The organism is Sulfobacillus thermosulfidooxidans (assembly GCF_001280565.1).
In the GTDB taxonomy this organism is placed as follows: domain Bacteria; phylum Bacillota; class Sulfobacillia; order Sulfobacillales; family Sulfobacillaceae; genus Sulfobacillus; species Sulfobacillus thermosulfidooxidans_A.
The window spans coordinates 1,897,289-1,922,467 of sequence record NZ_LGRO01000001.1; the positions used below are offsets into that span (position 1 = coordinate 1,897,289).

Here is a 25,179-nt window from a genome sequence, read left to right on the forward strand (position 1 = left end):
AAAGCAAACGTCAGTAAAGTCATTTGGTCCACTGATACACACATAGCAGGACACGCTTCGGAACTAGGAACATCCTCGGTTGCCCAACCGCTTCCGTACCTAGGAAACATCTTTGATATCCACATATGGACTAAACCGTTAATTATCAATTCTTCAATAATCCAAACGTTACAAAGTTATTTAATGTAAAATTCCAGATAAAAGCTACGCCAAGACTAACTGCCATACTTACCGCTACATTCCAATGAAGAATTCCAGCTAATAAATATAAACTTAGCTCGTTAATGCCCAATCCAATACTCGCAATAGATGCGAAGATGCCAAACTGACGACCGATTTGAGCATATCGATTTCGAAATGCCCACCGGCGACTAAGAGGAAAATTAATGAATAACCCGACAATAAAGCCGATACCCTGACTATAAATAAAATTTATGGACAAAAAATGAAACAATATCACACTACTTATCCACGCACATACTGCCGATATCGTACCGCTAACAATGTATTTCAATAACCTTTTTCCGATTGGAGAATTAACCTGGACGTGGTCATTTATCATCAATATATTCCTCATATATTAATTTGCCTTGGTACTAACCGTTCTTCTCCTGTCTCTTCCAAATATATTGCGTCTCCGTTAACTGCCCACAAATCGTAACTAGCTCCTAATATATTCCGTGCAGCCAATAATCCTGTCATCATTGCATGATCCTGATTATTGTAACGATGCATCCCATTTCGACCAGCTACTTGCAGATTTGAACACGTACTTGCTAATTCACTTACAATTTCTTGGACATTATTCTCATAGAAATCGTCATATACAGGATAGGCCTTTCGGACACGTACAACTTTTCCATCCACCACTTTCCCCAATCCTAATAATCCTAATTTCCGTATTTCTTGTTCGGCAAATTGCAACAAGTCCCTATCTTCCATACTCCATAAATGATCCCCCTCTGAACAAAAATATTCCAATCCTAGACACGACGTCTTCGGATTCGGAACCATGTGTGGACTCCAATTCCCAAAATTTTGAATACGCCCGACCTTAACAGACGGTTCATGGATATAAATCCAATTATCGGGAAACAAGTCTGGCAAATCGATTATTAATGCAACAGTTAGAAAATCTCTATATTTTAACGATTCAGCGGCTTTTATAGTCATTAATGTTGGTGACGGATCTAGTGCCATAACTAGCGAACGAAGTGGCATGGTGGATATTACTTTATCGACTGTGAACCGAACAACTTGACCATTTAAATTCTTTGCTTCAACACTTGTGATAAATCCAGAATTATGCATTACTTTGGTCACTTTGTGTCCCATGAAAACTTCGGCCCCAAGTTTTTTCGCTTCAGATGCGACTTTTTCCCACAACATACCTGGTCCAAGTTTTGGATAATAAAATTCGTTAATCAAGGTTTTGATTATTTGGTCATCCTTCGCCGAATTTGGGAAAAGGGAAGTTTTTATGGCATTCCATAGATTCAAGCCTTTAATACGTTGGGCTGCCCAGTCTGCGCTAATTTCATTGCATTTCATACCCCACACCTTTTCAGTGTAAGTTTTAAAAAACATTTCATATAATCGTCTACCGAAATGATATATAACCCAGTCTTCAAAAGTTACGAACTGCTTTCGCCGTGACATTCTGGATTTAACATAGTCAGTAATGCATAGTGTTGTATTCATCAGTCCCATATTTCGGAATGCATTGCTCGCTTTCAAAGGATAATCATAAAATTTTCCGTCGTAGTAAATTCTAGATATCCGTTGCCGCTTCAACAGATTATCACCTAACATATCAAACCAGAAATTATTTATTTCCTGGCTCTTGGAAAAAAAACGGTGACCACCTATATCAAATCGATAATTTCCATAGTCTACAGTGCGCGAAATCCCTCCAACATATTGAGGATCTTGCTCAAAAACAACAACCTTTACTCCGTGAAGTGCCAATTCATACGCGGCCATTAACCCCGCCGGACCGGCACCGATAACAATAACTCTCATTGAATACAGACACCTCCGTTGCTTACTTGCGTTATGGCACTTACCACATTCTTCCAAATCAATTGTGATGAAATGAACGATAATAAATTACAAGCTTTCTGACCTCAAACTCATAATGTCCATTAGTTAAAATCGAAACCGATACAATTTTTACGTGTCGAATATTTAAGTACATTGATGTTGATACCGAGGTTATAGGGATTCTGGCTTTGCCGATTTGTAGGACTCCAACACGTTCTTTCTTTGTGGATGAAATGGCTGAGCAATTTAAAGTTATTTTGTATTGACCCGGATACAGTATTAACCAAAGGTTTTCTATGATTGGTCCCGGTTTCCCTTGAGGTATCTCAACATCATAATTACGCCAATTAATGCCACCCGTTATCACACCCTGCGTCCACAAGGGAACGACCCAAGACCTACCTGTCGGTTCCCATCCCCATACATCTGGAGATGGCTTTGGGACCGAAAATCGCCGAGATCCGTTTAAAATAAACAAATGATCTTGGTAATAGGTAATGCGATATCCGTTGCGAACAGCGTTATATATAACATCCGCTAAGTAGGGTCTTACAGGACTTCGCGCGATGATGGCAGTTGGTACATTCTTTGCCTTCGGATTTGCCTCTTTCCACAATGTCGGCAGCGTATCCAGAAGACGACCAGGAGCTTGATCGGTTGCAATTCCCACCACCGGATAGCGATAAGCCCACAGGCCTAAATGATTTTGCGTATAAATTACATCAGTCATAGGAATATGACTAATGGCTTTCTTGACCTGAGCCACATAATTATTGTTAACAGTTATCTCGGGAACAATGACGATCACCATAAAGATTGATTCTAAAATCATTGTCGATAAAAAAGTGCCAAAAATGAATAAACTTCGACGAGCCTTGAATCGCAAAAGTGCCTCAATTAACGCTAAGAAAACCCAACCTGATAAAATCACTTGATATTGATCATTGATAGCTTGTTGAGCGGCAAAAGAAGATATTCCGTTGAAAATAAACAGCGACAGTGTTGCCATTACACTAGCCGAGCCAAAAAACACAATCGCTAAGACAGGAGCAAATATTAAGAAAGCATAAACACCATCATGGGACAGATGTGTCAAGACCAACGAAAAATGTTGAAATAAACCAGTAATAACTCCAAAGAGGGTGTGCCCTAAATATCCGTAGAGACTTAAAACGAGAGATTCGTTAGCTCCCGGAAAGTACGTAGGCAGAATCCACTTAAATTCCACCACTAAAATTAAGAGGCTGAGAAAAATAGCAACGATGCCATCTTTTATCCGGCGTTCCCAGAAAATTAGGCCAATTCCCCAACCTCCTATGGAAATTAAGACGACATTCTTTGCCAAAATAGCCGACACTAAAAATACATAGTACAGAATTTTGTTGTTAGCTCGATAAAAATAATAGGCCCATATGATAAATGGCAAGGCCACAAAATCCGGATGAAAATCGAATTGACTTCCACCGATAATTGCTGGATATAGCAAAAATGTCACACTGACAAAAGTCGACTGCCATTTGGACAATCCTCGTAAATAAGCAATTCGGTATAACCCCCAAGCAGCTATCGCCGTTCCTAACGCCTGCACAACAAATAAAAAGTATGCTCCTCCCAAAAACCGAAAACCGTAAGCCAAAGGATAAATCCATAATGAGCCGTCCACAGCCAAAGCGGGGGTCTGAAATACGGAAGAGAAGGCCCACCAATCTCCATGGGAAATTTTCCACATTGTTTGTTCTGCATATCCCAAGTCCATCGTGGTTGCTTCCAAATTTAAATATTTGTGTACTGACACGAAAACTTGAAAACTGCAAAACAACACAATAGCAATGCCAAGGAGAACATATGACAAGTTTTTCGTTGAATTACGCGGAAATTCCTTAGTAATTTTCCATTTCGGAATTTGCAAATATAATCTAATCCTTCCACTGAGTTAGAGATTCAAAAACCGTCATGTGACAACGCATAAACTTTATTGATCATAAATGTGAATGGCGTGTTTATTTATGACGTCTATATACTGCTCATTCGCCTAGCTGTCATAGCAGTCCCTTTAAATGTCGTTTCCTGCTGTTATTTTTGGAATAAAGAAGTCGTACCATTTTGGTATTCTCCACCAAATAACCCATTTCCTTCTGCTTCGACAATACTTTTTACATGAAGGCCACTTTATTGGGATGGTTCACTTCATATCGCATCATGTCAATGACTCAAGGCCATATCGTAATCCAACGGAACACGTCATAATGAACCTATAGATTGGATAATACTCGTGAGGAGGAATGATTTATGGAGCGTCCACGAATTCAGCACGTTGATCATATTGCGGTCCGTGTTTCCGAACCTGAGGCTTTGGCTGAATTCTTCACCAACGTGTTGGGACTTGAACGCAAAGGCACATCGACGCGTGCGCTATTTTCCCTTCCTGGCGGCATCACCATTGCCGTCTTCCCTATCGGGGCCAACCAGGGAGGAATAAGCGAACGTACAACTTCATTGGTCCCCGACCATATTGCGATTACGGTGGATGATTTTGCCGCAATGAAAGCATTTTTAGAGTCGAAAGGTTATGAATTTGATGGGGATATGATGATCGCTCCCGGAGGATTATGTCTTCAATTTGTCGAGTAACCATTTTTCATACTAAATTGACAAAAATACACGAGACATCAGGAGATCCACGTATGACGCAGCGTGCCTCCTGATGTCTTCATTAAATCCCGTCGTAAGGGAGTCTTAACATGTCACCTGCGATTCTGACCTGTCTTAGGGCGGTAGCAACATCGGCGAATTTGAGTCCTACCGGATTATTTCCACATCATCTTCCGTAATCCATTTTTTTGAGTTTGACGATGCTATTTGGCTGAATCAGTCTTGGCATTATCACCAACATTCTGTTGAATCTAGATGTATCAAGCTAAATGATATCTATTGAACATCTGAAGCATATGCGTCTTGGTATCTGTAATGTCCGAAGTAATAAAAGAATACGTTGGTGAATGTGAGAACGAAAGCGCTGCAGGGACACCATGAAATTGTTCTGCAAATAAGACTGGGCGATTAGTCATAGCGATTCTAACAAAGCACTTTTGCCCTCGCTATTTGGGCCGTTCGCGAGGGTAATGGGCGCTAGGGGAATATACTGTCCTGCCCCGAAATCCTTAAAATTTTCAATGTAGAGTTTGGTTAAACGGTGCATACATTTCTCCTCTAATCTATCGGTTATGGCGTCAGGATGTTGTATATGATATTTCTCCACGCTTTATGGAATCCCCTTCAATATTTAGATAGATAGTACCAAAATATCTCTCCTTTCATGTTGATGTTGAGTAACTCGTGTTGCGGAGCCCCCTCTTTAGAAACCATCTCAATCCGAATCTCTTGAAATCATACAAATTCTTTACACAAATGATTGACACTGGACGTGTGGTGGTATATTATACTCCCATCATTAGTAAATCATACTACACCTTCAGCTAATAGAACACGTTGAGCAGCAACAGAGCATGACAGTTCGTCACGTGAACAACACAGATATTTGATTCTTCATTGTTCCGAGTTTTGAAAGAGTCCAACCGTCATTCACTAAGATTTCTCAATATTCTTGACGAGGTGAAAACTTATGCCCACATTAGACGAATTATGGTTTCACGCCACAGAAGAGGAGTGGAAACAAGGTCTAGAACAATATTGGCACCACGTGAAGCCAAAAAATCTTGCCGTCGAGCGCCGGTTAAACAATTTACCAGAAGGCTTTCTTCATAACATGAGCCCGGAACAATTCTATCAATTTCTTTATGAGGAATATTTCCCATGGAAGTATACCGATGGACGCATTTTAGCGCTGCAACGCAAGCGCCTAGCTCATTATATGATTAATGATCAAACCGTGAAAACTCTCGAAAATATCCATGCACAGATGCTACAGGTAGATGTCCACGACACAAAACACGCATTGAGCATCGTCACACAAATTCATGGGATAGGTCCATCAGCAGGATCCGGATTACTGTCACTGCTTTATCCTGCTCACTTTGGCACTGTGGACCGTTTTGTCGTGGAAAATCTGCAGTCAGTGCCCAATGCCCCTTGGGAAAGGAAAGTCGGTTCCATATTACCGCGTAATATCTCAATCCTTGATGCAGCATCAGTGATTGAGGCCCTGCGCAATATGGCCGCAGCACTCAATGACCGTTTTAGCACAACATTTTGGACTCCACGAAAAGTCGACATGGTGCTATGGGGAGTGAGAGCTCAAGGGTAAAATGGCAAATTGATAAATCCTGAACCAGTCTTCCCACCTTCCTCTTTAATTTTCTAATTTCTAGCATGACAACCTAAAAATTCTTAAAAGGCGGCGATGCTTCTATGAAATGGACGATTTGGTCAAAACAAGAACTCACGGAATACGTCCGGACAATGTTTTTTCAGGAGTTTGTTTCAGCAGGTTTTACTATAAAAGAAGAAGGAAAGCAATGGCATCTTTGGGAACAGAACGGGACACACTGGACTGTTTTTATTCGCAGTTCCCGTCACCGAAATTACTCTTTTGTCACGAAACAGCAGACGGCCTCATCTGCTCGTTGGTTAGTGGCTCTAGCCCATTTTCATTCATCACAAGCCGAGCCCGACAAATTTTTGTTCCCTGATCAGGCATGGAATAGCTCGGTATACCCTTTAAAATCTCGAGATTACGAGGAAGGACGGTCTCAACCAGAATGGGGTATCGATTTAAGTGCCCGGTCATATCAGGCATTACAACCCTTTCGATGGGACGAGGTCGTTAGAAATAATGGTGTGTTTTATTGGCCTTAATCGCGTCGACAACCAAGCCTTTTGATATCCATGCCATGTCTTTGACCATATCCTCGGAAAAAACTGTTTCTTTAGGCTTCAAAACCAAATATTAAGGCTAGGAGGTGTCAGGGTTGTGGATACGCAACAAGAGCCTTGGTATACCAAGGTATTTTGGGGAATTGCCACCTTCCTTTACAGAACGATTAGATTTCTTGACCCCATTGTTTTTTGGCTCTTGCAATTAACCTATCATATCGTTCGTATTCTTTTACAAATTGCTTTTCGCCTGCTGATTCTTGCCATCGCTTTTGTTCTGGGTTTTGCATATGGATATAGCCGGTCTCATCGTTATGATGATCAGTGCTAATGTAATAAAGAGGGCAAATCTATCGCTCAATCTAGCCGGCATCACACATGTTCTAACGCCAGTCATCCCACAAAACTTCCCGGTGTCTATCTTCCCGCGTCATGAGATCATAGAAGCTAGGAGGAGCACTTAACCTCAGTGCAAGTTTAGCCAGTGCTGCCCGGCGTATTTGTCTTCACGGAGTCATCCTTTTTCAACTCAAGGAGATTCAAAGAATGAATCCTTCTTCGACTTTGGGCTTTCCTAACGTGATGCGAGAATTATAACGTTGGCTTGATAAGACATAAATGACAATGTAATCCTCTTGGGCATTTATGATGTCTCTCAGTTCATGTTGTAACTTTTTGAATTTGCCTTCGGTCAATTCTCCTTCAAACACAGAATTCTGAATCCAGTTTAAATATTTCCGACATGTTTTAAGAATCTTGGGATCTCGTTTTACGCCCGCATCGTAGACTAAAATCACAAACACATCCGTTCTCCTTTACCACTGTGCGACAAAGGGTTCATAAGGCTCGTCACCCAAAAAGTGTTTTTCCAATTTGTATACTTCCATGCGGATTAATCGTCGGTAAGAAACCATCCGTCGAATTTTTCTCTGACGGATCACTTGCCGCAAACGTTCATCGAATCCTTCAACAAATATCTTTCGTGCCTTTTCAGACATCACGATACCTCCCTCCAAGCGACCAAAATCCTTAAGCGTTATCATCCGCTTGGAAATGAGCGTAAAAATTAAACGGTCGACGATTATTGGTTTAAAAATCTCAGCAATATCTAGATGCAAAGAAAATCGCCGATCGTTGGTGGTATGAAGATATCCAATGCGGGGATCGAGATGCGTTTTATAGATTTCAGCCAGCACAATACTATACATCAACGAATTCCCAAAGCTTATGAGAGCATTGAGTTGATTCGTCGGGGGTCTCCGACTGCGTTTTTGAAAGGTAAATCCTGAACCAGTCAAGATTACATCAAAATTTTGATAATACAGTTCGCGCATATTGCCTTCTAGAGCCATTAACTCAGGAATTTTGTTCGTCGACTCGACCAGAGCCGCCAATCGTTCGATTTGCTCAAGGGAACCCATCACATCCTTGCCTCGGTTAGAATAATAGCGAAGAACTTTCGTGATATTTTGCGCAGCTCCCCAAACGAAAGCTTGGGCAAGTTCAAGCCGCTTTTGGGGGTCGAGATAGAACTCCGCTTGCTTTAACGTCATAAATCCGGAATTGTAATGCTCGCGCGGATAAAAGGTTCCCATATAATAGCCATAATGATTAAAATAATGCATGGTGATTTCTTTTTCCGAAAGGAATTCGAGAAATCGTTTATTAAAATCCACTTCCCCATGCACAATAATTTCCCGCACAGACTCGACAGGTAAATAGCGATTACCTTTGTCACTTTCAAATAGAATGGTGTTGCCTTTGCGCCGGAATACCCCATTAGAAAAGACATTCACCATGCGCTCCATATATGTCGCCTCACATCCTTACTCAATTAACTCCAGCAAAATTCCACATATCCACAACGTGAACACCATGACACTCTTTTTGCTGGCGGCGGTTTCGGTTCTGCTGTAATCTGTACAATTTCCTCTTTAATATTTCGCAAGCGTTCGCGCCATGCATCGTCCAAAATCACAATTTCCTTGCGCCGTTCTTCAGGAAATCGAAGCTCTCCTTGGGCGCTAATTCCCCGTTCTTCAAGCTCCATGAGATAATGCACTAACTGCGTTCGGGCACTGTCAATAGCAGAAGAGCTCTTCTTGATTTCAACAACAATGATGTGACCATCGCGTTCAATGACCCGGTCCATCTTGGAATTTTCCAATTCCACTTCATTACCTTCACGGGCATAAGCCCGTTCGTGAAGAAATCGCCCGTATTCAATGTTGGGATCATCTTCATCAGGATTCAACGCGTGAGCCATGAGCCAGAGTTCACGATGGCAAATCATGTAATACCAAATCAAGGTACCACCGATATGGGGTAAGGGAGTGGGAATCATTGTATCTTCCTCACTCATAAAATCACTCCTTCGTCTTGCGCATGGCGGATGTACCAATGCCCTAGACCCAAATCAGCGGAGTAACTTTCAATATCGACTAGACGCTGGACACCCAAGCTAGGATTGCCCTCAGTCAATCCTAATTCCTGTTTTAACGGAATATTAATCATAAACCGGCCAAGTAAATTCAAAAACTGCTTCCGGCGTAAGAAATCAAGACGCCGTAGGAATCCCGGTTCGATAAACCTTTCATAGATTTCTTCGACCGACACATCAAAACGTTGCATAAGGGTTTGAGTGGCGTCATCAATCCATAAATATGGTTGATCTTTTGGTCCTCCCAGTGGAATAAAAACGGGTATACGCAGAATAAAGGTGTCCTGGCCAAAAGGTTCGAGTCCCGCCACAGCACTCCATTGGCCGCATGCTGCGTCAATAAGGCGCTGACGGCCAACAGTGTAGTGGTTACGCTCAAACACCTGATCAAAGTAACGATTCAATAACGAAGGAATGTCAGGCTCCTCAATCATCTTGTCCCCTGTCAACAGAGCATCCGTCTCTTCGCGCATGATGGCATCTCGGTAGACAAAATGCCGTGACGATGAACCATCTTCCCGTATATAATCGAATACTTTCACATGAGCCCGGGAATTTTCCCCATGCCGGTTTGCTCGTCCTGCTGCTTGGATAATGGACGGCAAAATTGCCCGAGCTCGTAAAATGCTTTGAAAACTTATATCAATTCCCGCCTCTAATGTCTGCGTAGCAATCACCAAGGTCGGTTGATGATTTTTCATCGCATTTTTGATTTGGGACAGTTGATAAGCCTTATGCAGGGGCTGCATGGCGCCATGCAGCGCGAATAGTTTCAAGGTGGGATCTTTTTGGTTTTGAATCCGCTCAGTGACTTGGGCAACGTCTGCAATTGTATTGAGAATCACAGCACACGATCCACTCTTTGCAACGTGTTCCTGAGCCCATTGGGCTGTATCATCAACGTTTTTCGGATCTGGATCGACCGAAATAACAAAGCGACCCGCACTAGATGGCAAGGGCTCAGAGCTTACCACTGTGATCATCGATTCAAGCCCGAAGGCATACCGGTAAGGGGGAATCGTCGCCGACATAATCAAAATTTGCGTCTGCATTTCTTCCGTCAAGGGCCGCAGCATTGTCAGAAACATATTCCATACCGAAGAATCCATAATTTGCGGTTCATCAATAATCACATAAGCATGGTGTAACGCCCTAAGGCGCATGCTCTCTTGCGCTTTTCGGGGAAAAATTGCGCCGAAAAGCTGGTTAAAAGTGGTGACGACGACTGGAGATTGCCACGACTCCATGAGTAATAACGGCCCTTCGGGACTTTCCGTTTCCTTCAAATCGGGAAGAGACAAATGATGTTGTTCCAGAACTTCGAGATGGGTGGCATGGCGAATGTTGCCGGCGGTTTGAGTCACAATAGATAAGTATGGAGCCACATAGATTAACTTGCCAGGTTCGTGCGCGACAAAATGCTTTAAAGCCGCTCTAATGGCCACCAGCGTTTTCCCGGAACCGGTGGGCATTTGTAAAATGGTTATCGGGGTAGATTCTTTATGCAAAAGATGTTCCACGTCGTGTTGCACCTGCTGCCGAAATTGGGCCATCTTACCGCCCCCAAGGGCACTAACCCGTTCTTTTTCTGCTTCGATGTACTGTTCAAGGTGGGCTAACGCCCCTTTTGCCAGATCAGCATTGATCCCCGGATCGGGCTGAATATTGGCTGCATCAAAGCGGTCAGCAGCAATTAATGCACTCGTCGGTCCTCTTAAGGTCCAAGGTAATGCGGAGGATATCTCGTCCATTCGACTAAGGGCTTTAAGCGACCATTTGCGCCATATTCTCGGTAATTTCCGTAAGTCTTGTTCTAATTGCGCGGCATCGGTTGAAAAGTGTGAAAATCGGGGACAAGCTTCATGAATAAATTGATGAAAACCCTTCAAATCCATTTCACGCAGGGCTCCCTCTTCCCATCCCCCAAACCATGGAGGATCGTTAGATAAATCATCCAACACCCCGTGATGACAAGCAATATCTCGACACAAGAATAAGGCATAACGCATGTCTTCTCGTGACAATGCCTCTTGCTGCACGAGATAGAAGAACAACGCCGCGCCCAAAAAGGCATGATGAACGCCGGGCCCTAATTTCCGAATATATTGCTGCCAACTATTCCGAGCCTTGCCCATATCATGAAGAAGCCCGGCAAGCTTTAATAAATCCCGGCGAATTCCTTTTTCATGAGCACTCGCTTGCTCGCCCACCGTCCAAAGATGCTGCGACAACGGAAATTGATTAGATTCGCTACCAGGGCGGGCGATACATTGGTCAAATTGCCACATAAACGCCTCGCTTTCTCTCTATCATTTACCATAATTACCATAATGCGATGTACGGGACACTTTCATCCGGTTGGGCAAAATACACAGGTCCAGGTTCTTTCGTGTCTTGCACTTCAATGCGAAATGGCTGGTTCAACGCCTCATAAATAAAGTTTATGGAACCGTGAAAACGGCGGCCGGGTAATGCCTGATATAACATACCTCCAGCCCGCGCAAAGCGCCTGGAACCTTCCGGCACAAAATTCCTGATACAGTGAGCGGGCACAATGCCTTTTACCGGAACCGGATCAGAAAAATCCGTGGAGGCGATAATCTCGGTGTCGACAAGATCCACAAATTCGGGAACGCTCAAGGCAAACGCCGAGCCTAAATAGGTATGGTAGGTGGCTTGACGCCGTGCAATGCGGTCCGCCAACTCCTCCACCATGGTGCCAGTGTAATACACTCGATAAGACGGATTCACAATAAGTTCCACTGTGGTTGGCCGATTAAACATAGTACCCGATTCTAAAAATCCTTTCCCTAGTAGAGACAATTGTTGAACCCGTGTCTGGACTGGGCGGAGCAACTCCAGACCCGTCCAGCCCTCTTCTGGCCACATCTCTAATCCCATGACCGATGCCAAAAGTCCTCGCAACGCCGTTCGGGGGATAAATGGGTATGTGGCATGGGTCGATGTGGTGTCTGGCCTCCTAAAATGCGCCAGTGCCGCATGTAAATCAAAAATCAACAATTTCATGGTTGTTAACCCATCTTTCTCCGTGGTATCCCTTAAAAACTTAATTCTTCAGCATCTAATGTCCCTATCATTTTGAGATCCGGATTTTTCCACACCCGGATGCGAGCTATACGATCCATATAACGGCTTATCCGATCATTCAATCCCGTAACATCTAAAGTGATATCTTGGAGTGCCGTTGGAATTTTCGTTCCGGATCCTATATCGGCCCGCACAGTTTCATCGAGGTATCCAATTCGAAAAAAGGGATCTGTATATTCTATATGAACCAATAGTTGCGGTTGCTGAAATCCTCGGCCTCGGGCTTGGCGGTATAAGGTTCCTTTCCATAAGGCTTCTAACATAAGCTCCACATCGTCCCCGCGCATCCCTGTTTCTTTCGCTATGGTGGCATTGATTACAGCCGGCATGGCAAACATGGCAAAAGGCAGATACCATGTCGTCCAAATTGTACCTTGGGTATTTCCTTCTTCACTACCGTCTTCTTTACTCGTGGTGTCTTTTGACGGCATGACCACAGTTCCTTGCACATATTGGGTTTCAACAGGGTGTAAAGAATGGGCCCAGCCAAACTGCACAGGACCGGTAAGATGAAAACTTTCTTTAGATACGGAATAGACAGCGCCAAATAGACGAACATCGTAGGCATGTTCACACAGCGCCCTTCTTTTTTCTTCGCTGCTCTTCAAGTCCTTGACAGTAATCCCCGCTTGTTCAAAAATCTTCTCGACCAAACTGCCCCGGCCTAGCAATTTCCCCTCTGGGGTCCGCTCTTCGTGAACAAAAACAAACTTATCTTTAGCATCGCCCCCGTCCGGATACTTGGCCAGCACAAAATCCCTTACATCTCGCTTGACACTCACATCAGATAACGAGATACGTCCATCGTCCTCACCGAACAGGCGGCGGGCGTCACTGTCTGCGAGAGGATCCCGATTAGGAATCCCATCTTTCACTGTCTTAATAAATAACAATTCTCCACTTCGTACTGCGTCCATATAAATTAAATTCCTCCTTAGTCATTAGACGTCATTGATAACCACCATGCTCGATCCGTCATCGACAACCTGTCAACAAATTATCACGCTCATGAGTGCTTGCGGGCGGATAGACCATCAAATTATAGGGTTGCCGCCTCGGAAATCTTCTCTTCTTTTGGAGGACGTCCCAAATCATATAGAGCATATCCCGCCCAAAAAGCAGCCATGAAAGCATCACGTTCTTTGCGTACCGTATCAATTTGCCGAAGGAATTCGTTGAGAGTGGCACCAACACGTTGGCGAAATTGTTGAGGCAAATGAATGTTGAGTTTCAATGATAATTCCTCAATTTTTCCTAACGCCTTCAAGCCGGCAACATCAGGGGTTAAATCCGTCCCAAAAGTCATTATCCGTGAAGAGAGATACTCCTTTTTTGTCGTGTTGTAAAATTGTTGCGAAAATCGTTTGACCAGATGTCCCATGACATAACCTAAATCTTCCACATTGTCATCAAAATGCATATTTTCTGGATCGCCATTGGCCATTGCTTGCAATTCTTGCCATGTTCGCACAAATTGTCCTCCTTTCGAAGCATGAGAATCGCCCATAGTATCAAGAACGTATAAAAATCGGGAAAAGATCAGATAGAACTTGGCAGTGTCTTGTAACACCCAAAAGTTTCCTCCGTGCAAGGCGGATTTGGCCGCGTCTTGCAGATCTTGGGCGACCCGGTGAATAAATCGTTCACGTCCCGGAGATTCAAGCCGCATAACGTGAGTAAGACTTTGCCAGAGATATCCCGACCCATAGGCTCGAGCCAACAAAGCGGGAATTCGCAAGACATAAGGGACTTCCAATTGATCGGCATAAGATTTCAATTCCAAATGAACCTCATCATGTAATATCGCCAGCGCTGACGGTAAGACATCTTCAATCACAGCCCATAACTGAACATCAGCATTCTCCTGAGTATAATAAATTAAGGTCAAACGATAAGCGTCTTTAGCAAACTCTTCCGGCAGCAACGCATCAAATCCCACAACTTGATCCAAAAGGCGATCCGATCCAGAACCCGGAACTCGTTCGCGCATTTTCCGCAATCCGGAGAGAAAGGAGTCGAGAAACTCTCTATCCTCCATCATATAGTCCAGCACAGGCAAAACAAATGCTGCCCCTCGAACAGGTGGGGGTGTGGATTTACTTTTCGATTGAACATTGCCTTTAAAGGCCTCTTGTAAGATTTGGGGAGGAAGGAAACTCGACAAATCTGCAAAGAGTTTACCGCCGTAAGATAAGGCCGCATAGCAATGTTGACAGAGTGCGACCTCTTCATGTAATGCATGTTTATCGAGCTCACTCGAAATGGGAGCTGTCCAGGTAATGCTATACCAGGGCCACGCTTTGGAATACAGGGATACGACTTCGCCAGTATCGTGACAAAATGAGCAGAGAGCTTCCGAAGAACGACCATACTCGGCCCCTTCTTCGAGTTTCGCCCACCACAACTTATCTAATATCCACTCCAAATCAGCCCATATGCGATTTGTTCCTGAATAACAGGTACCAATGGATATCATATTGTCATCATCAGCCGGATCTTCGCAGGAAAAGGCACTTCCATCACTACGAAGATCACAAAGAAGGACTAAGCCTTTGGATTCGGGAGCTTCGGCAACAGCCTTGGCTAATTTCTCAGCAATGGGAGAAATCATTGGAACATACTGTTCTCCATTAAATGTTTTGTCCAGGCGGCTTTTAAGAAAGCTTTGGGCCCGGTCGACACTATCGAGTTGGTTGTGATCAAAATAGGGAAATGCAGGAACTCCATAACGGCCTTGGGCCACTTTGGGATTTCCGCCGGTCGCGATCAGCACCGGTGCTGCCACAGCTAGAGAGAGGTCGGGTATGAATTCCTCTTTTTTCCCTTGTTGGATTTTTTCGCCCCATTGACGATATGGGTGGACATAGACATCATCCGGATGAATTTCTACCACAAAAACTTGCTGATAAAAATCGCGTCCCCGGCCAGTGATATCCGTTAATTGCCGCAATAATAATGCTGCATCGACTGCACCATCAATGAATGGACGCCCTAAGCGCACTAACGATTCCACTAGAATGCCGCATCCCTCCTCACTCACACCTAATGGGTATGGGCCATCTCGACAAGACCGAACCCTTGAGAATTGCGATCACCGAACCCTGCATCCCAGCCTATTTGTAACAGGGCTGGAGGACCTTCAATATCGAACAGCCCACTATATCCCTTAATAATGGTTTTCTTATACTGAACAATGTTTAATTTTGCTTCGTTTTTGAGGCGTAGACGAAAAGGCGGCGATGTCTTATCGAGCAAAAACGGCGACCCCGTCACCGCAATATATTTGCGCAGCAAATTTTGTAACACCTGCTCTTCAAACTCATGCTCTTTGGGATGATAATACACCGTATAAGGTCGGCCATCCGCTTTCGTCATCGTGCTATGCACTGTAATCGGGGAAAGGGTACGTACCCGAATATGGGATGTCTGAATATCTATATCATCGACAGAAACGGATGCAAGACGACACGTCTCTGGACCAATGTGAAATTCATGAGCTGAGACCAATGCGTTCACAAATTGTTGAATCAATAGTTTCAGTGGAGAGGCAATCACGAGACGTACGGGATAAGTAAAAGCGATGGTTTCTTTGTTTACGCGAAATCGGCCTTGTATTCGTGAAAAGGCAAACAATCGCAAAGGTCTCCCATCCACAGGAAACCCCATGTCATGTACCGCTTGCGCCACATTCTGTTGCATACTATTGTAAATAGCAGCCTGAACCCATTCCACATAATGATAGGGAAGTACCAAGGTGTTATGATGGATAAATTTTGAATCAAGTTCTAAGGTCACGCGCACGGCCAGACATCACATCCCTGTCACCACAAAATACGAAACACCATCAGTGTTCGTCATTATTTGCCAAAAATCCTTCTTCCTGCCAGTTACTTTTAAACTTTTTCTAACCAAGCAGTAGGCAATTGCCGAGGAATTTTCTTAATACCGTGTTGTTGACCCTGTTCATGGAACGCGGGAAGAAAAGAGTTTTCCAACCACTCCCGCCATTTCTTCCATTCTTCCTCTGAGACAGGCTGATGGCCATGTGCTAGATACGAATCATTTCGGATATTTAAATATTGTCGCAAATGAGATTCTTCTTGTATAAACCATTTCGAAAGAGGTCCCGTATCAATCTCACGCAGCAAACGCCAAGCCTCGAACAGTCCCATTTTTACAGGCTCTGTGCCGACATCGTGTCGAAATCCCGAAGGCAGCTGTGCGGGCTGAACCTGACTCGTATCAATATGATAACTGTGTTGAAGCTGCCACTGGGCCGTTGCTTCCACGAGACGGTAAAGGCGAGCGACGCCGTCATCATACCGTCCCCGTTCTGCCCGTCTTAAGGCGTTAAACCAGAGATCCCAAATTCGTAAATAATCACGCCGCACCGGCCTTTCAGTTTCTAATAGAAAATGCACCTGTTCGGTATATTGTGAAACAAATGGAATACTGCCAGCATAGAATCGTAAGCATTCATATGCTTGTTCATATTGAAACCGGTCCCATAGACTTAAAGCTCTGCTCACCTGTTGAGCCTGATAAACGTTTGGTTCCGGTTGCCGTCCTGCAATAAGCTGTTGAAGCCTTTTCGCCGCCGCCTCGTAGTCATAACTTTCCCAGAACTGTAGTGCCAGCCGAAATTCTCGCTCAAAACGCACCGTATTCGCTGCGACTTGTCGTGGATAATGAGTTCCATGCCGTACCTTTTCAAAGTCTGCCCGAGTTCCTGTGACCATATAGATGTCGATCTCCCGATACTCCACAGCCGCTGCAAAGAGAGAGGCCGACATAGATTTGGTGCCGCCGGTGTAATCGACCGCAATTTGGGCTTCTGGCGTGCGTTGATAGATATTGTCAATGAGGTTATGAAGGATCCCGTAAGCCTGATCTGGTCGATCCGCAGGAACCTGAATGACCTCAAATTGCTCTGGGCTCAATCCTAAAGAAGCCGCCAATTTTCCATCTTGTCCATTACCTACTTCGACATATGACCCCTTATGTTTTGAATAGGGGTCATCCTCCGAGCAAATAAAATATGTTTTGTCCGGATGAAGATGGTTCCATGTAGACCGAATGGGTTCCGGAGATCCGCCTACGGTGACTAATAGGACGCGCAATATAATCCCTTCTTTTTCGAATATTTCTTTAAATCTTTGGAAGGAATTCTACCATATCTTGGAGAATATTGAATAATATTGTCGATTAGATTAGGAGTGACCATAATGCAAACACTCGAAGTCACTTATCAGCTTGTCACACCCGCCTTCTTAGAAGGTTTTAAGACGGAAAAAAAATATATGCGTATAAGAGAAATGTCGATAAAGGGATTAATCAGATTTTGGTGGCGGGCATTGGCTTATCCTCTATATGGACATGATATAGCCACGCTTCACAATCGCGAGGCGGACCTCTTTGGCTCTACCAAACAAAACTCGTCTGTTCTTTTTTTACCTTCAGAGGATGAGGGATTCGTTGTGGAGGAATCCTCTAAACCCTTTGAACCCTATAAGGGAATTCAATATTTGGGGTACGGTCTTCTGCCGCAGAATGACAAACAACCTATCCCTCCCTACATCAAAGTTCCGTGGCACTTTACCATCCGCCTCCTGTCCAAAACAGATTTTGATCCCTTATTAATCAATGCGTTCAAAATTTTAGGGTTAATTGGCGGCATGGGCCGAAGAAGCCGCCGGGGTTTTGGGAGTCTCAGCATCGTTAACATCAAACACCAAGGCAAAGTCCTGTGGGAATCGCCTAAGACTCTCACGGATTTGACCCGTACATTGCAAGATATTCTGCCTTCTCCCAATCCTGCGAACAGTGTACTGACTTACACCGCTTTTGGAAGCCAAACGGCAATTTATTTCTTGGCTCACGGTTCCCATGTTTTCAAACTATGGGATGAGGTTGGGAGACAATTTCAGATGTACCGAAGCTTTGGTCGAAATGGCAAGGTCGGCTCAATTCCCGCAGAAAAAAACTTTCGCGACGATCATGATCTCATGCAACAGGCACTTAACCACGAACCGGTTAAACAGGCTCCGCGGCGTAGCATTTTTGGTTTGCCCCATAATTACTGGTTTAGTTCCGGAGGGCAGCTCATGGTAACACCTCGGGGAGCGGGAGACCGCCGGGCCAGCCCTTTAATGCTTCACCTCCACCAATTGACACCTGAAGAATATGTCGTATTGGCGTCGGTATTTCCTGCAAAATTTCTCCCCGGCGCTGAGCCTAAAATTGGTATTCGTGTTAAGAACAGCACCGACATTTCCGTTCCCGGATCGATCGAACAGGACTATCCGGTCATTAACGAATTTATTACCGGTAAAGTCGCTAAAGCCCAAACATCACGTTTTCCCGAAGCGAGGTGTATTTGGCCATGAAACGCTTACATTTCAGTTTGGGTCCCGTACAGTCATTTGTTAGTCAAGCACGCCGCACACGGGATTTGTGGGCCGGGTCTTTCCTCTTGTCCTATCTCACAGGGCATGCAATGAATGCCATCATATCCCATGGTAGCGAAATCGAATTTCCCATTGTTACGGATTTTTCGGCGAATATCTCTGATCCCTTGTTGCGGTCTATCCATGACCACGTTGAAACGGGTCCTTATATCGGTTCTCTTCCCAACCGTTTCGTGGCCCTAGTTCCTGATTCCTTTCAACCTTTGTGGTGTTTGGAAGCGATTCATAATCAATGGAATACATTGGCTAACACGGTCTGGACGCATTTTATTGAACCCGTCAGCAATTTGGGACAGGATACCCAAACCATTTGGACCGAGCAAATCACTAACTTTTGGGAAATCACCTGGGTCATAGGCGAAGAACCTGATCTCTTGGATCGCCGTAAAAACTGGCGCAGTCAGACGTATCCGGTCCAAGGGGGACGAAAATGTTCCATGATGCCACAGTGGCAAGAAATCTCCGGTCACGTGACAAACCCTCAAGCCCGGGAAACATTTTGGCACGCATTACGACAGACTATTTCGCGCCATGTCGGCATACTCGACCTTCAAGAAGGCGAAGAGTTGTCAGCAATTGCCTTGGTTAAGCGTTTGTTCCCTTACATTGCTAAAGAGGCTATCGGCTGGTCGGTTCCTTTGTCATACCGCTCTACGGTCGATTTAGCTGCAGCTACCTGGGTATACAAGCAGTGCAAATCTCAACCGGCAGTATGTGAAGCATATGCTCGCGAAGGGAAGCCATTGGTCAGACGCAATAAGGTTTTACCCGCATCATGGGAACAATTGGCTCAAGAACAGCCGTCGCTCAAATCCTTTATGAAGATGGATGCCAATAGTTGGTACCCCAATACGTTGTTAAATGACAGGCTATGGGATGACAACGACAGTCGAACCCTTCGTGCACATTTAGCCAATAAGCTGAAAGAATTTAAATCATCACCCGACACATATTTCGCAATTTTACTGATGGATGGAGACCATTTGGGGCGCTTACTCAGGACATTTCCTCCACGCGATGTCAGTGCGGCATTAAAGGAATTTACAGAACGTGTCCCAGAAATCGTCCAAAATCATGAAGGCGAACTCATTTATGCCGGCGGTGATGATGTCCTCGCCCTTTTTCCTGTTGAAAACTCCTTAACTGCCAGTGTGGCCTTAAGAGAACATTATGCCCGCGTCATGAAGGGCATGGGCACAATTTCGGCAGCTATTGTCTATGGCTATTATCATGCCCCCTTAACGGAACTGATTCATTATGCCCATTATGTGTTAGATCATATCGCCAAGGATGAAAACGGGAGGGATTCCCTCGCCTTGGCGGTGATGACATCAGGCGGGCCAAGCAGCACCTGGGCCACTAAATGGGATGTGTTACAGTTCTCATCTCTCAACCGTTTGGAATATCTAGCGACTCAAGTGCAAAAAAGAATGTCTTCACAGTTTCTTTTTAAAATCAGCGAAACAGAATCTAAATTGGGTTCTCAAAACTTCATGGACGATGATTTTTGGGAACACCTATTCGCTTATGAACTCACGCGTACCCGTGAACGAGAAATTCCAGATCAAACCGAGGAATCTCCCGACACCATAAGCCGGACAATCTTGGACCTTTTTCACGGCTACCACGGGAAGACGGACGAATCACGCTTTCAGGACCTCTTGTATTTGATCCATTTTCTTTCCAAAAGGATGCGATTAGATGCCTAATACGGTTACATGGAGCATTGAACCAATCGATACGTTGTTTTTTCGCCAAGGCACTCCCTATGATTTGGGGCAGCAAGTCCTTACGGGAGATGTGCTCTTCCCCCCACACATGAGTACGCTCCAAGGAGCGATCCGCACCGCCATTGCCAGAGCTCAAGGATGGCAGCCGGGGCGAGATGACAAATGGCCCGAAATATTGGGTACCCCTGATAATTTGGGGGAAATGTCTTTAGAAGGCGTGTTCTTACAAAAAGATGGGCAGTGGCTTTTTCCCGTTCCTCGTCACCTGATGAGGATAAGCCATCAAAAGAAAACGATATACCAAAACAATCTTGTCTATCTTAAACCCGGGCCTTTAGTTGAAAGTGATTTGGGAGTATCTGCTCTGCCCATTGTGGACGCCAGAATTTCTGACGAGGACAAAGTGTCAGATATTGGAGACGCTTATATTAGCGAAGAAGGCCTCGCCCTGTGTCTTCAAGGCCAAGTTCCCCCCGATACTACTATTGTGCCTGTTGAGTGCTTGTGGAAGTTGGAAATTCGCACAGGTCTCACTATAAGCGATCAGAGCCAAACGGCAGAACCCGGACTCCTCTATCAGAGCACTCATGTCAGACTAGAGAAGGGCGTTGCTATCGGCATTAGCGTTCACGGTATTCCGTGGGAATGGCAAGAATGCATTCGCGCCTTCCCATTAGGAGGAGAACGCCGCTTTGCCCGAGTCTCCTTGTCTAAGAACGCTATTCCCATACCGCCCTTAAACGTTCAGCCCAGCCGTGACGGTTATGTCCGGGTCTTCGCCTTGTTACTCACACCGGGACTGTTTGAAAATCCTGGTCACGTACTACGGCATGGACCTTTTCCCGATCCCTGTCTTTCGGCTGTGACTGGGCGCATTACGATGCGAGGTGGCTGGGATTTGAAGAGGCATATGCCAAGACCTCTGCGCCCTTTTATTCCGGCGGGAAGCCTCTGGTTTTATCGCTTAACACCCGAGATGTGGGATACTCTCAAACTCCTTCATGATCACCATATTGGTCTTGAAGGGGAATATGGATTTGGTCATATCATCTTTGGACAATGGGAGGAATGATTGATTATGCAATCACAAATGATAGGACTGTTAACGGAAACTGCCATGCATCCCGGGGCTAGTCAAAGTGCCGGGGCTATCGATCTTCCGGTTCAACGAGAACGGTCGACGGGATATCCCGTGATTGTCGGTTCGAGTCTAAAGGGCTCCTTGCGCGACTATTTTGAGTCTATTTGGGGGAAAGGAGAACGTGTTGACAATCTTTTTGGAAAACGCGATGAAGTAGGACACGTGAGTATTACGGATGGGCGATTACTCCTGTTACCTGTTCGTTCCCTCCAACATGCTTTTGTCTGGATTACCTGCCCTTACCTTCTAGAACGGTTTCAACGTGATTTGTTACTGTCAGGCCGTAAAGTGTCATGGTCCGTGCCTGGCGTGTCCTCATCACAGGTAATCATCGCGGGCTTATCCGAAAACAGCACTCTATTTTTAGAAGAGTTTGCCTTTACCGTCCACAATCATCCGGAATTGAAAGAGATTGCACAGGATATAGCACCCCTCATGGCTCATCACAGCGCCCGCGCTCGCCTTGCCGATCAGCTCGCTATTATTCATGATAAAGATTTTGGCTATTTCGCCCAGTATGGTCTTCCTGTTAATGCCCGAAACCAACTTGATAATAATAAAATAAGCCAAAATTTGTGGTATGAAGAAACCTTGCCCGCTGACACGTTGCTCTATTATTTGGCCTTAGCAGTCGAGAATGATTCACTTACACCGTTCATCGAACAGATTTCAGCATCTCCCTATATTCAATTAGGTGGCAATGCATCGATTGGTCAAGGCTATTGTATTCAAAACCCATGGAAGAATCAGTCCAAGGAGGAACTCTCATGATCTTGACGATAGAACAAGACAGGGCTCAGCACGCATTAACACAAATTAAGAACCTCATAAATCAACCGGAAGCATGGCAAGGACGGTACAAATCCTATGTCAAAGGATTACCCGCATCCATTTTGTCCAATGGTCTTGGCCAAGCTCTGGCAACCTTGTTATCCGCCGCCAAAGGGACTACAAACGATGCTCATTATGTTCTCTATCAGCACATCGAACAATGGCTGTGCCGTTCCCATCCACTCGCTCCTTATTCAGGGACCTCAAACGTTATGGATGCCATCACCCATCATGACAGCACGGCTTACCGCCTCGCCCAAATGGAAGCAATGGCCTATCTTGTCTGGCTTAAAAAGTTTGCGGCAGCGTACTTATTGGGAGAAGAAGGAGATGTCGACTAATGATTCCCATGTACCCTCACAAAGACATCCCCAATGCCCCCACTTCCCAAGCCAATTTTGGGTTGTGGTATGACAAATTTTGTAATCAATGGTCAGAAGATAACCTATGGTCCTTTAAAAAAAAGGAATGGATTGAACAAGCGGAATCGTTTCGTTTTAACGACAGGGATATCGTCCACGAATTTGTGAGTCGCCGAGTACAAATGATTCAAAGCTTGGGCGGACGCTTTTGGGTCTTCGAAACCTTGTCTCCTTTTGTCACAGGGCTTGGCCGCACACATCCCGTTGAAAACGGCATGGTCTGGGACTATCTCTCAGGTCTTCCATTTATTCCAGGAAGTTCTATTAAGGGTGCCTTAAAGGCCAGTAATCGGCAATATTTCGAAAACCACTATGACATCACCGAACGATTCACCATATTCGACGCAATTCCTCTTGGCTCTGTCACATTACGTGGAGAGATTATGACTCCTCACTATGCTCCTTATTATCAAAAGCAAGAAAGCCCGGGTGACTGGTTTAGTCCCACACCTATCCCTTTCCTCACGGTACCAAAGGGCCAACGTTTCCTCTTTTCCATTGTTGCGCCTAGCGAACATTTAAATAGGATTGAAGAATGGCTCGAAGAGACACTCACGTGGGCTGGTCTTGGCGCCAAAACGGCTGTCGCCTTTGGCCGGTTTCGCCGAATCCAGGCTGAAGAGCAGCGTTTAATCAGAGAATTTGAGGAGACGCTAGCGCAAAAACGTCAAGCCGAACAGATGCAATCACTAAGTCCAGTGGAACAAGAATTATTGGCCGATGGATACCATGACAATTCGGATCGGTTTATGCAAGCGCTAACCCAGAAATGGTTAGACAAAATGGAAGATGTTACGTTACCCGAAGACGACCGAATACTTATTGCACAGAAGCTGAAAGATTGGTACCTGAAAAACAAAAATCAAGAGTGGAATAAACCCAAAAACAAAAAGAACCAGCAGAAGATTGCCCGCATTAAAAAGGTCCTATGAGAGGTATAGGGATGGCACGCTTAGACGATCTATTTATTATCCATGATACTTATGTCTGCTTGCTATCCGATCATCTGCTGCCTAATGTAATCCCGGTGATTCAAGCACCGCCGCAGCGAGTTATTCTCCTCTATACTCCCAACAACAAAGAGAGAGTTCAAAGGTTCAGGCAAGCAACCGAATCGGTTCCGACGGAGATTATTGAAAAACAGGTCCACCCTTACCAATATGCTCAAACACAGAGGATCTGCGATGAGATTCTTGAGCAATTCCCGAATGCTATTTTGAATGTTACTGGCGGCACAAAAATCATGGCGTTAGCGGCGTTTGACCGCTTTCGCCACAACCACCGGCCCATCATATATGTGGATTCCGATAGTCAAAGAATTCTGTACCTTCATAATGGTGAATCTGAACGCTTAGGCGATCCGTTAACCGTGAAACAATATCTCGCTTGCTACGGTTTTAAAGCCGATAATATCAATCGACAAGACAACCTGCCGAAAACATGGCGCGAAGTAGAAGATTTATTCGCTCAAAATTCGACCAAATGGCAAAATCAACTGGGTCGTCTGAATTGGATTGCGGCACAACAACAACCAATATTCACCTTACAAACAGGTGAACTACAAGATCTCCTTTTAAAAGCAAACCTTATCAAACCAGCCGAAGCAAAGAACGCGGGTTTCCAGTTTACATCGGACCAAGCCAGACAATTTATCAATGGAGGATGGTTTGAACATTATGTGTATTCGCTTCTTAGACAAATCTCAGCCCAATATCCAATCAAAAATCTCACGAAAAATATTGAAATAAGCAATGACAGCGTAAGCAACGAGCTTGATGTCGTGTTTTTATATCATAACAAACTTCATGTCATTGAGTGTAAGACCCGGCATTTTACGGCTGACGGAAAGATTAATCCGATGGAAACGATCTACAAAATCGATTCAGTAACAAACCGGGTCGCAGGTATTAAAGGCAAGTCAATGTTCGCATCATACTATCCCTTGACTCAAGCGGCCAAAAAACGATGCTTGAACAACAGCATCTACGTCAGCGATCAGCCGTCACAATTGCATCACCAATTAATAAAGTGGATTAATGCGTAATTTTGTCGTCGATCGTCAGTAGCGCAAAAACCCCCGGGGATCGACGACACCACGTGAAATCCCGAAACGCTCGTCCTGAAAGGGTTTCGGGATTTTTACGTTTGTTATTCCCAATATATT

General features: G+C 44.7%; 23 protein-coding genes. 11 read left to right on the forward strand and 12 right to left on the reverse strand.

All coding sequences use genetic code 11. The annotated features are described in order from the left end of the window. Nucleotides 1-145: 145 nt before the first annotated feature. From AOA63_RS20575 to AOA63_RS09420, 3 genes are read right to left on the reverse strand one after another with little or no spacing between them, the layout of a single operon-like run. Nucleotides 146-577, reverse strand: a complete 432-nt coding sequence (locus AOA63_RS20575; protein WP_082343870.1) for a GtrA family protein — start codon at nt 575-577, stop codon at nt 146-148. After that, entirely contained in the window at nt 574-2,022 is a 1,449-nt protein-coding gene (locus AOA63_RS09415; RefSeq protein ID WP_053959460.1) for an NAD(P)/FAD-dependent oxidoreductase, read from the reverse strand. The genes AOA63_RS20575 and AOA63_RS09415 overlap by 4 nt, the downstream gene beginning before the upstream one ends. 58 nt (nt 2,023-2,080) lie before the next feature. Continuing rightward, nucleotides 2,081-3,895, reverse strand: a complete 1,815-nt coding sequence (locus AOA63_RS09420) for a DUF2079 domain-containing protein (protein WP_139061549.1) — start codon at nt 3,893-3,895, stop codon at nt 2,081-2,083. A gap of 437 nt (nt 3,896-4,332) precedes the next feature. Here AOA63_RS09420 and AOA63_RS09425 point away from each other — a divergent pair, with 437 nt between their 5' ends. The 4 genes from AOA63_RS09425 (at nt 4,333) to AOA63_RS09440 (ending at nt 7,207) form a co-directional block, all read left to right on the forward strand. Continuing rightward, a complete protein-coding gene (locus tag AOA63_RS09425; RefSeq protein WP_053959462.1) occupies nt 4,333-4,674 on the forward strand; it encodes a VOC family protein in 342 nt (113 codons plus the stop codon). 991 nt (nt 4,675-5,665) lie between these two features. Next, on the forward strand, nt 5,666-6,307 hold the full coding sequence (locus AOA63_RS09430; RefSeq protein ID WP_053959463.1) for a hypothetical protein: 642 nt from the start codon (nt 5,666-5,668) through the stop codon (nt 6,305-6,307). Between the two features lie 104 nt (nt 6,308-6,411). After that, nucleotides 6,412-6,858 carry a hypothetical protein gene (locus AOA63_RS09435; RefSeq protein WP_053959464.1) on the forward strand — a complete coding sequence of 149 codons (447 nt, stop codon included), beginning with the start codon at nt 6,412-6,414 and terminating at the stop codon, nt 6,856-6,858. Between the two features lie 115 nt (nt 6,859-6,973). Further along, the gene (locus AOA63_RS09440; RefSeq protein ID WP_053959465.1) at nt 6,974-7,207 is read left to right on the forward strand and encodes a hypothetical protein; all 234 of its coding nucleotides are present in this window, start codon (nt 6,974-6,976) and stop codon (nt 7,205-7,207) included. Between the two features lie 208 nt (nt 7,208-7,415). Here AOA63_RS09440 and cas2 read toward each other — a convergent pair whose 3' ends face one another. From cas2 to AOA63_RS09485, 9 genes are all read right to left on the reverse strand, one after another. After that, a complete protein-coding gene (gene cas2 / locus AOA63_RS09445) occupies nt 7,416-7,679 on the reverse strand; it encodes a CRISPR-associated endonuclease Cas2 (RefSeq protein ID WP_053959466.1) in 264 nt (87 codons plus the stop codon). A gap of 12 nt (nt 7,680-7,691) precedes the next feature. Continuing rightward, entirely contained in the window at nt 7,692-8,684 is a 993-nt protein-coding gene (cas1b, locus tag AOA63_RS09450; RefSeq protein WP_053959467.1) for a type I-B CRISPR-associated endonuclease Cas1b, read from the reverse strand. 26 nt (nt 8,685-8,710) lie between these two features. Next, complete coding sequence (gene cas4 / locus AOA63_RS09455; RefSeq protein WP_242848308.1) at nt 8,711-9,238, reverse strand: CRISPR-associated protein Cas4; 528 nt, start codon at nt 9,236-9,238, stop codon at nt 8,711-8,713. Then, nucleotides 9,235-11,604, reverse strand: a complete 2,370-nt coding sequence (locus tag AOA63_RS09460) for a CRISPR-associated helicase/endonuclease Cas3 (RefSeq protein WP_053959468.1) — start codon at nt 11,602-11,604, stop codon at nt 9,235-9,237. The genes cas4 and AOA63_RS09460 overlap by 4 nt, the downstream gene beginning before the upstream one ends. Nucleotides 11,605-11,638: 34 nt before the next feature. Next, the gene (gene cas5 / locus AOA63_RS09465) at nt 11,639-12,343 is read right to left on the reverse strand and encodes a CRISPR-associated protein Cas5 (protein ID WP_053959469.1); all 705 of its coding nucleotides are present in this window, start codon (nt 12,341-12,343) and stop codon (nt 11,639-11,641) included. 32 nt (nt 12,344-12,375) lie between these two features. Then, nucleotides 12,376-13,341, reverse strand: coding sequence for a CRISPR-associated protein (locus AOA63_RS09470; RefSeq protein WP_053959470.1), 966 nt, complete (start codon nt 13,339-13,341; stop codon nt 12,376-12,378). Nucleotides 13,342-13,463: 122 nt separating this feature from the next. After that, nucleotides 13,464-15,437: a TM1802 family CRISPR-associated protein gene (locus AOA63_RS09475; RefSeq protein WP_053959471.1), complete on the reverse strand. Its 1,974-nt coding sequence runs from the start codon at nt 15,435-15,437 to the stop codon at nt 13,464-13,466. Nucleotides 15,438-15,466: 29 nt separating this feature from the next. Then, a complete protein-coding gene (gene cas6 / locus AOA63_RS09480; RefSeq protein WP_053959472.1) occupies nt 15,467-16,225 on the reverse strand; it encodes a CRISPR-associated endoribonuclease Cas6 in 759 nt (252 codons plus the stop codon). Nucleotides 16,226-16,317: 92 nt separating this feature from the next. Then, the gene (locus AOA63_RS09485; protein ID WP_053959473.1) at nt 16,318-17,544 is read right to left on the reverse strand and encodes a TIGR02710 family CRISPR-associated CARF protein; all 1,227 of its coding nucleotides are present in this window, start codon (nt 17,542-17,544) and stop codon (nt 16,318-16,320) included. A gap of 105 nt (nt 17,545-17,649) precedes the next feature. Between AOA63_RS09485 and cmr1 the strand changes: the two genes are divergently transcribed. Genes cmr1 through AOA63_RS09520 form a run of 7 tightly spaced genes read left to right on the forward strand, consistent with a single transcriptional unit; the run spans nt 17,650 to nt 25,059 of the window. Further along, entirely contained in the window at nt 17,650-18,810 is a 1,161-nt protein-coding gene (cmr1, locus tag AOA63_RS09490) for a type III-B CRISPR module RAMP protein Cmr1 (protein WP_053959474.1), read from the forward strand. Next, nucleotides 18,807-20,600 carry a Cas10/Cmr2 second palm domain-containing protein gene (locus AOA63_RS09495; RefSeq protein ID WP_053959475.1) on the forward strand — a complete coding sequence of 598 codons (1,794 nt, stop codon included), beginning with the start codon at nt 18,807-18,809 and terminating at the stop codon, nt 20,598-20,600. Before cmr1 ends, AOA63_RS09495 begins: the two co-directional genes overlap by 4 nt. Then, nucleotides 20,593-21,693, forward strand: coding sequence for a type III-B CRISPR module-associated Cmr3 family protein (locus AOA63_RS09500; protein ID WP_053959476.1), 1,101 nt, complete (start codon nt 20,593-20,595; stop codon nt 21,691-21,693). The genes AOA63_RS09495 and AOA63_RS09500 overlap by 8 nt, the downstream gene beginning before the upstream one ends. A 6-nt stretch (nt 21,694-21,699) precedes the next feature. After that, nucleotides 21,700-22,533: a type III-B CRISPR module RAMP protein Cmr4 gene (cmr4, locus tag AOA63_RS09505; protein ID WP_082344052.1), complete on the forward strand. Its 834-nt coding sequence runs from the start codon at nt 21,700-21,702 to the stop codon at nt 22,531-22,533. Then, complete coding sequence (gene cmr5 / locus AOA63_RS09510) at nt 22,530-22,934, forward strand: type III-B CRISPR module-associated protein Cmr5 (protein WP_053959478.1); 405 nt, start codon at nt 22,530-22,532, stop codon at nt 22,932-22,934. Before cmr4 ends, cmr5 begins: the two co-directional genes overlap by 4 nt. After that, a complete protein-coding gene (gene cmr6 / locus AOA63_RS09515) occupies nt 22,934-23,947 on the forward strand; it encodes a type III-B CRISPR module RAMP protein Cmr6 (RefSeq protein WP_053959479.1) in 1,014 nt (337 codons plus the stop codon). Before cmr5 ends, cmr6 begins: the two co-directional genes overlap by 1 nt. An 11-nt stretch (nt 23,948-23,958) precedes the next feature. After that, on the forward strand, nt 23,959-25,059 hold the full coding sequence (locus AOA63_RS09520; RefSeq protein ID WP_053959480.1) for a Card1-like endonuclease domain-containing protein: 1,101 nt from the start codon (nt 23,959-23,961) through the stop codon (nt 25,057-25,059). Nucleotides 25,060-25,179: the final 120 nt, after the last annotated feature.

Excerpts from the sequence above, each read along its gene's own strand:
- cas5 (WP_053959469.1), bottom strand. The coding sequence starts at position 12,343 with ATGAAATTGTTGATTTTTGATTTACATGCGGCACTGGCGCATTTTAGG.
- cmr5 (WP_053959478.1), top strand. The coding sequence starts at position 22,530 with ATGATCTTGACGATAGAACAAGACAGGGCTCAGCACGCATTAACACAA.
- AOA63_RS09425 (WP_053959462.1), top strand. The coding sequence starts at position 4,333 with ATGGAGCGTCCACGAATTCAGCACGTTGATCATATTGCGGTCCGTGTT.
- AOA63_RS09415 (WP_053959460.1), bottom strand. The coding sequence starts at position 2,022 with ATGAGAGTTATTGTTATCGGTGCCGGTCCGGCGGGGTTAATGGCCGCG.
- cas1b (WP_053959467.1), bottom strand. The coding sequence starts at position 8,684 with ATGGAGCGCATGGTGAATGTCTTTTCTAATGGGGTATTCCGGCGCAAA.
- cmr6 (WP_053959479.1), top strand. The coding sequence starts at position 22,934 with ATGATTCCCATGTACCCTCACAAAGACATCCCCAATGCCCCCACTTCC.
- cmr1 (WP_053959474.1), top strand. The coding sequence starts at position 17,650 with ATGCAAACACTCGAAGTCACTTATCAGCTTGTCACACCCGCCTTCTTA.
- AOA63_RS09470 (WP_053959470.1), bottom strand. The coding sequence starts at position 13,341 with ATGGACGCAGTACGAAGTGGAGAATTGTTATTTATTAAGACAGTGAAA.
- cmr4 (WP_082344052.1), top strand. The coding sequence starts at position 21,700 with ATGCAATCACAAATGATAGGACTGTTAACGGAAACTGCCATGCATCCC.
- AOA63_RS09460 (WP_053959468.1), bottom strand. The coding sequence starts at position 11,604 with ATGTGGCAATTTGACCAATGTATCGCCCGCCCTGGTAGCGAATCTAAT.
- AOA63_RS09500 (WP_053959476.1), top strand. The coding sequence starts at position 20,593 with ATGCCTAATACGGTTACATGGAGCATTGAACCAATCGATACGTTGTTT.
- AOA63_RS20575 (WP_082343870.1), bottom strand. The coding sequence starts at position 577 with ATGAGGAATATATTGATGATAAATGACCACGTCCAGGTTAATTCTCCA.
- AOA63_RS09520 (WP_053959480.1), top strand. The coding sequence starts at position 23,959 with ATGGCACGCTTAGACGATCTATTTATTATCCATGATACTTATGTCTGC.
- AOA63_RS09435 (WP_053959464.1), top strand. The coding sequence starts at position 6,412 with ATGAAATGGACGATTTGGTCAAAACAAGAACTCACGGAATACGTCCGG.
- AOA63_RS09430 (WP_053959463.1), top strand. The coding sequence starts at position 5,666 with ATGCCCACATTAGACGAATTATGGTTTCACGCCACAGAAGAGGAGTGG.
- cas4 (WP_242848308.1), bottom strand. The coding sequence starts at position 9,238 with ATGAGTGAGGAAGATACAATGATTCCCACTCCCTTACCCCATATCGGT.
- AOA63_RS09495 (WP_053959475.1), top strand. The coding sequence starts at position 18,807 with ATGAAACGCTTACATTTCAGTTTGGGTCCCGTACAGTCATTTGTTAGT.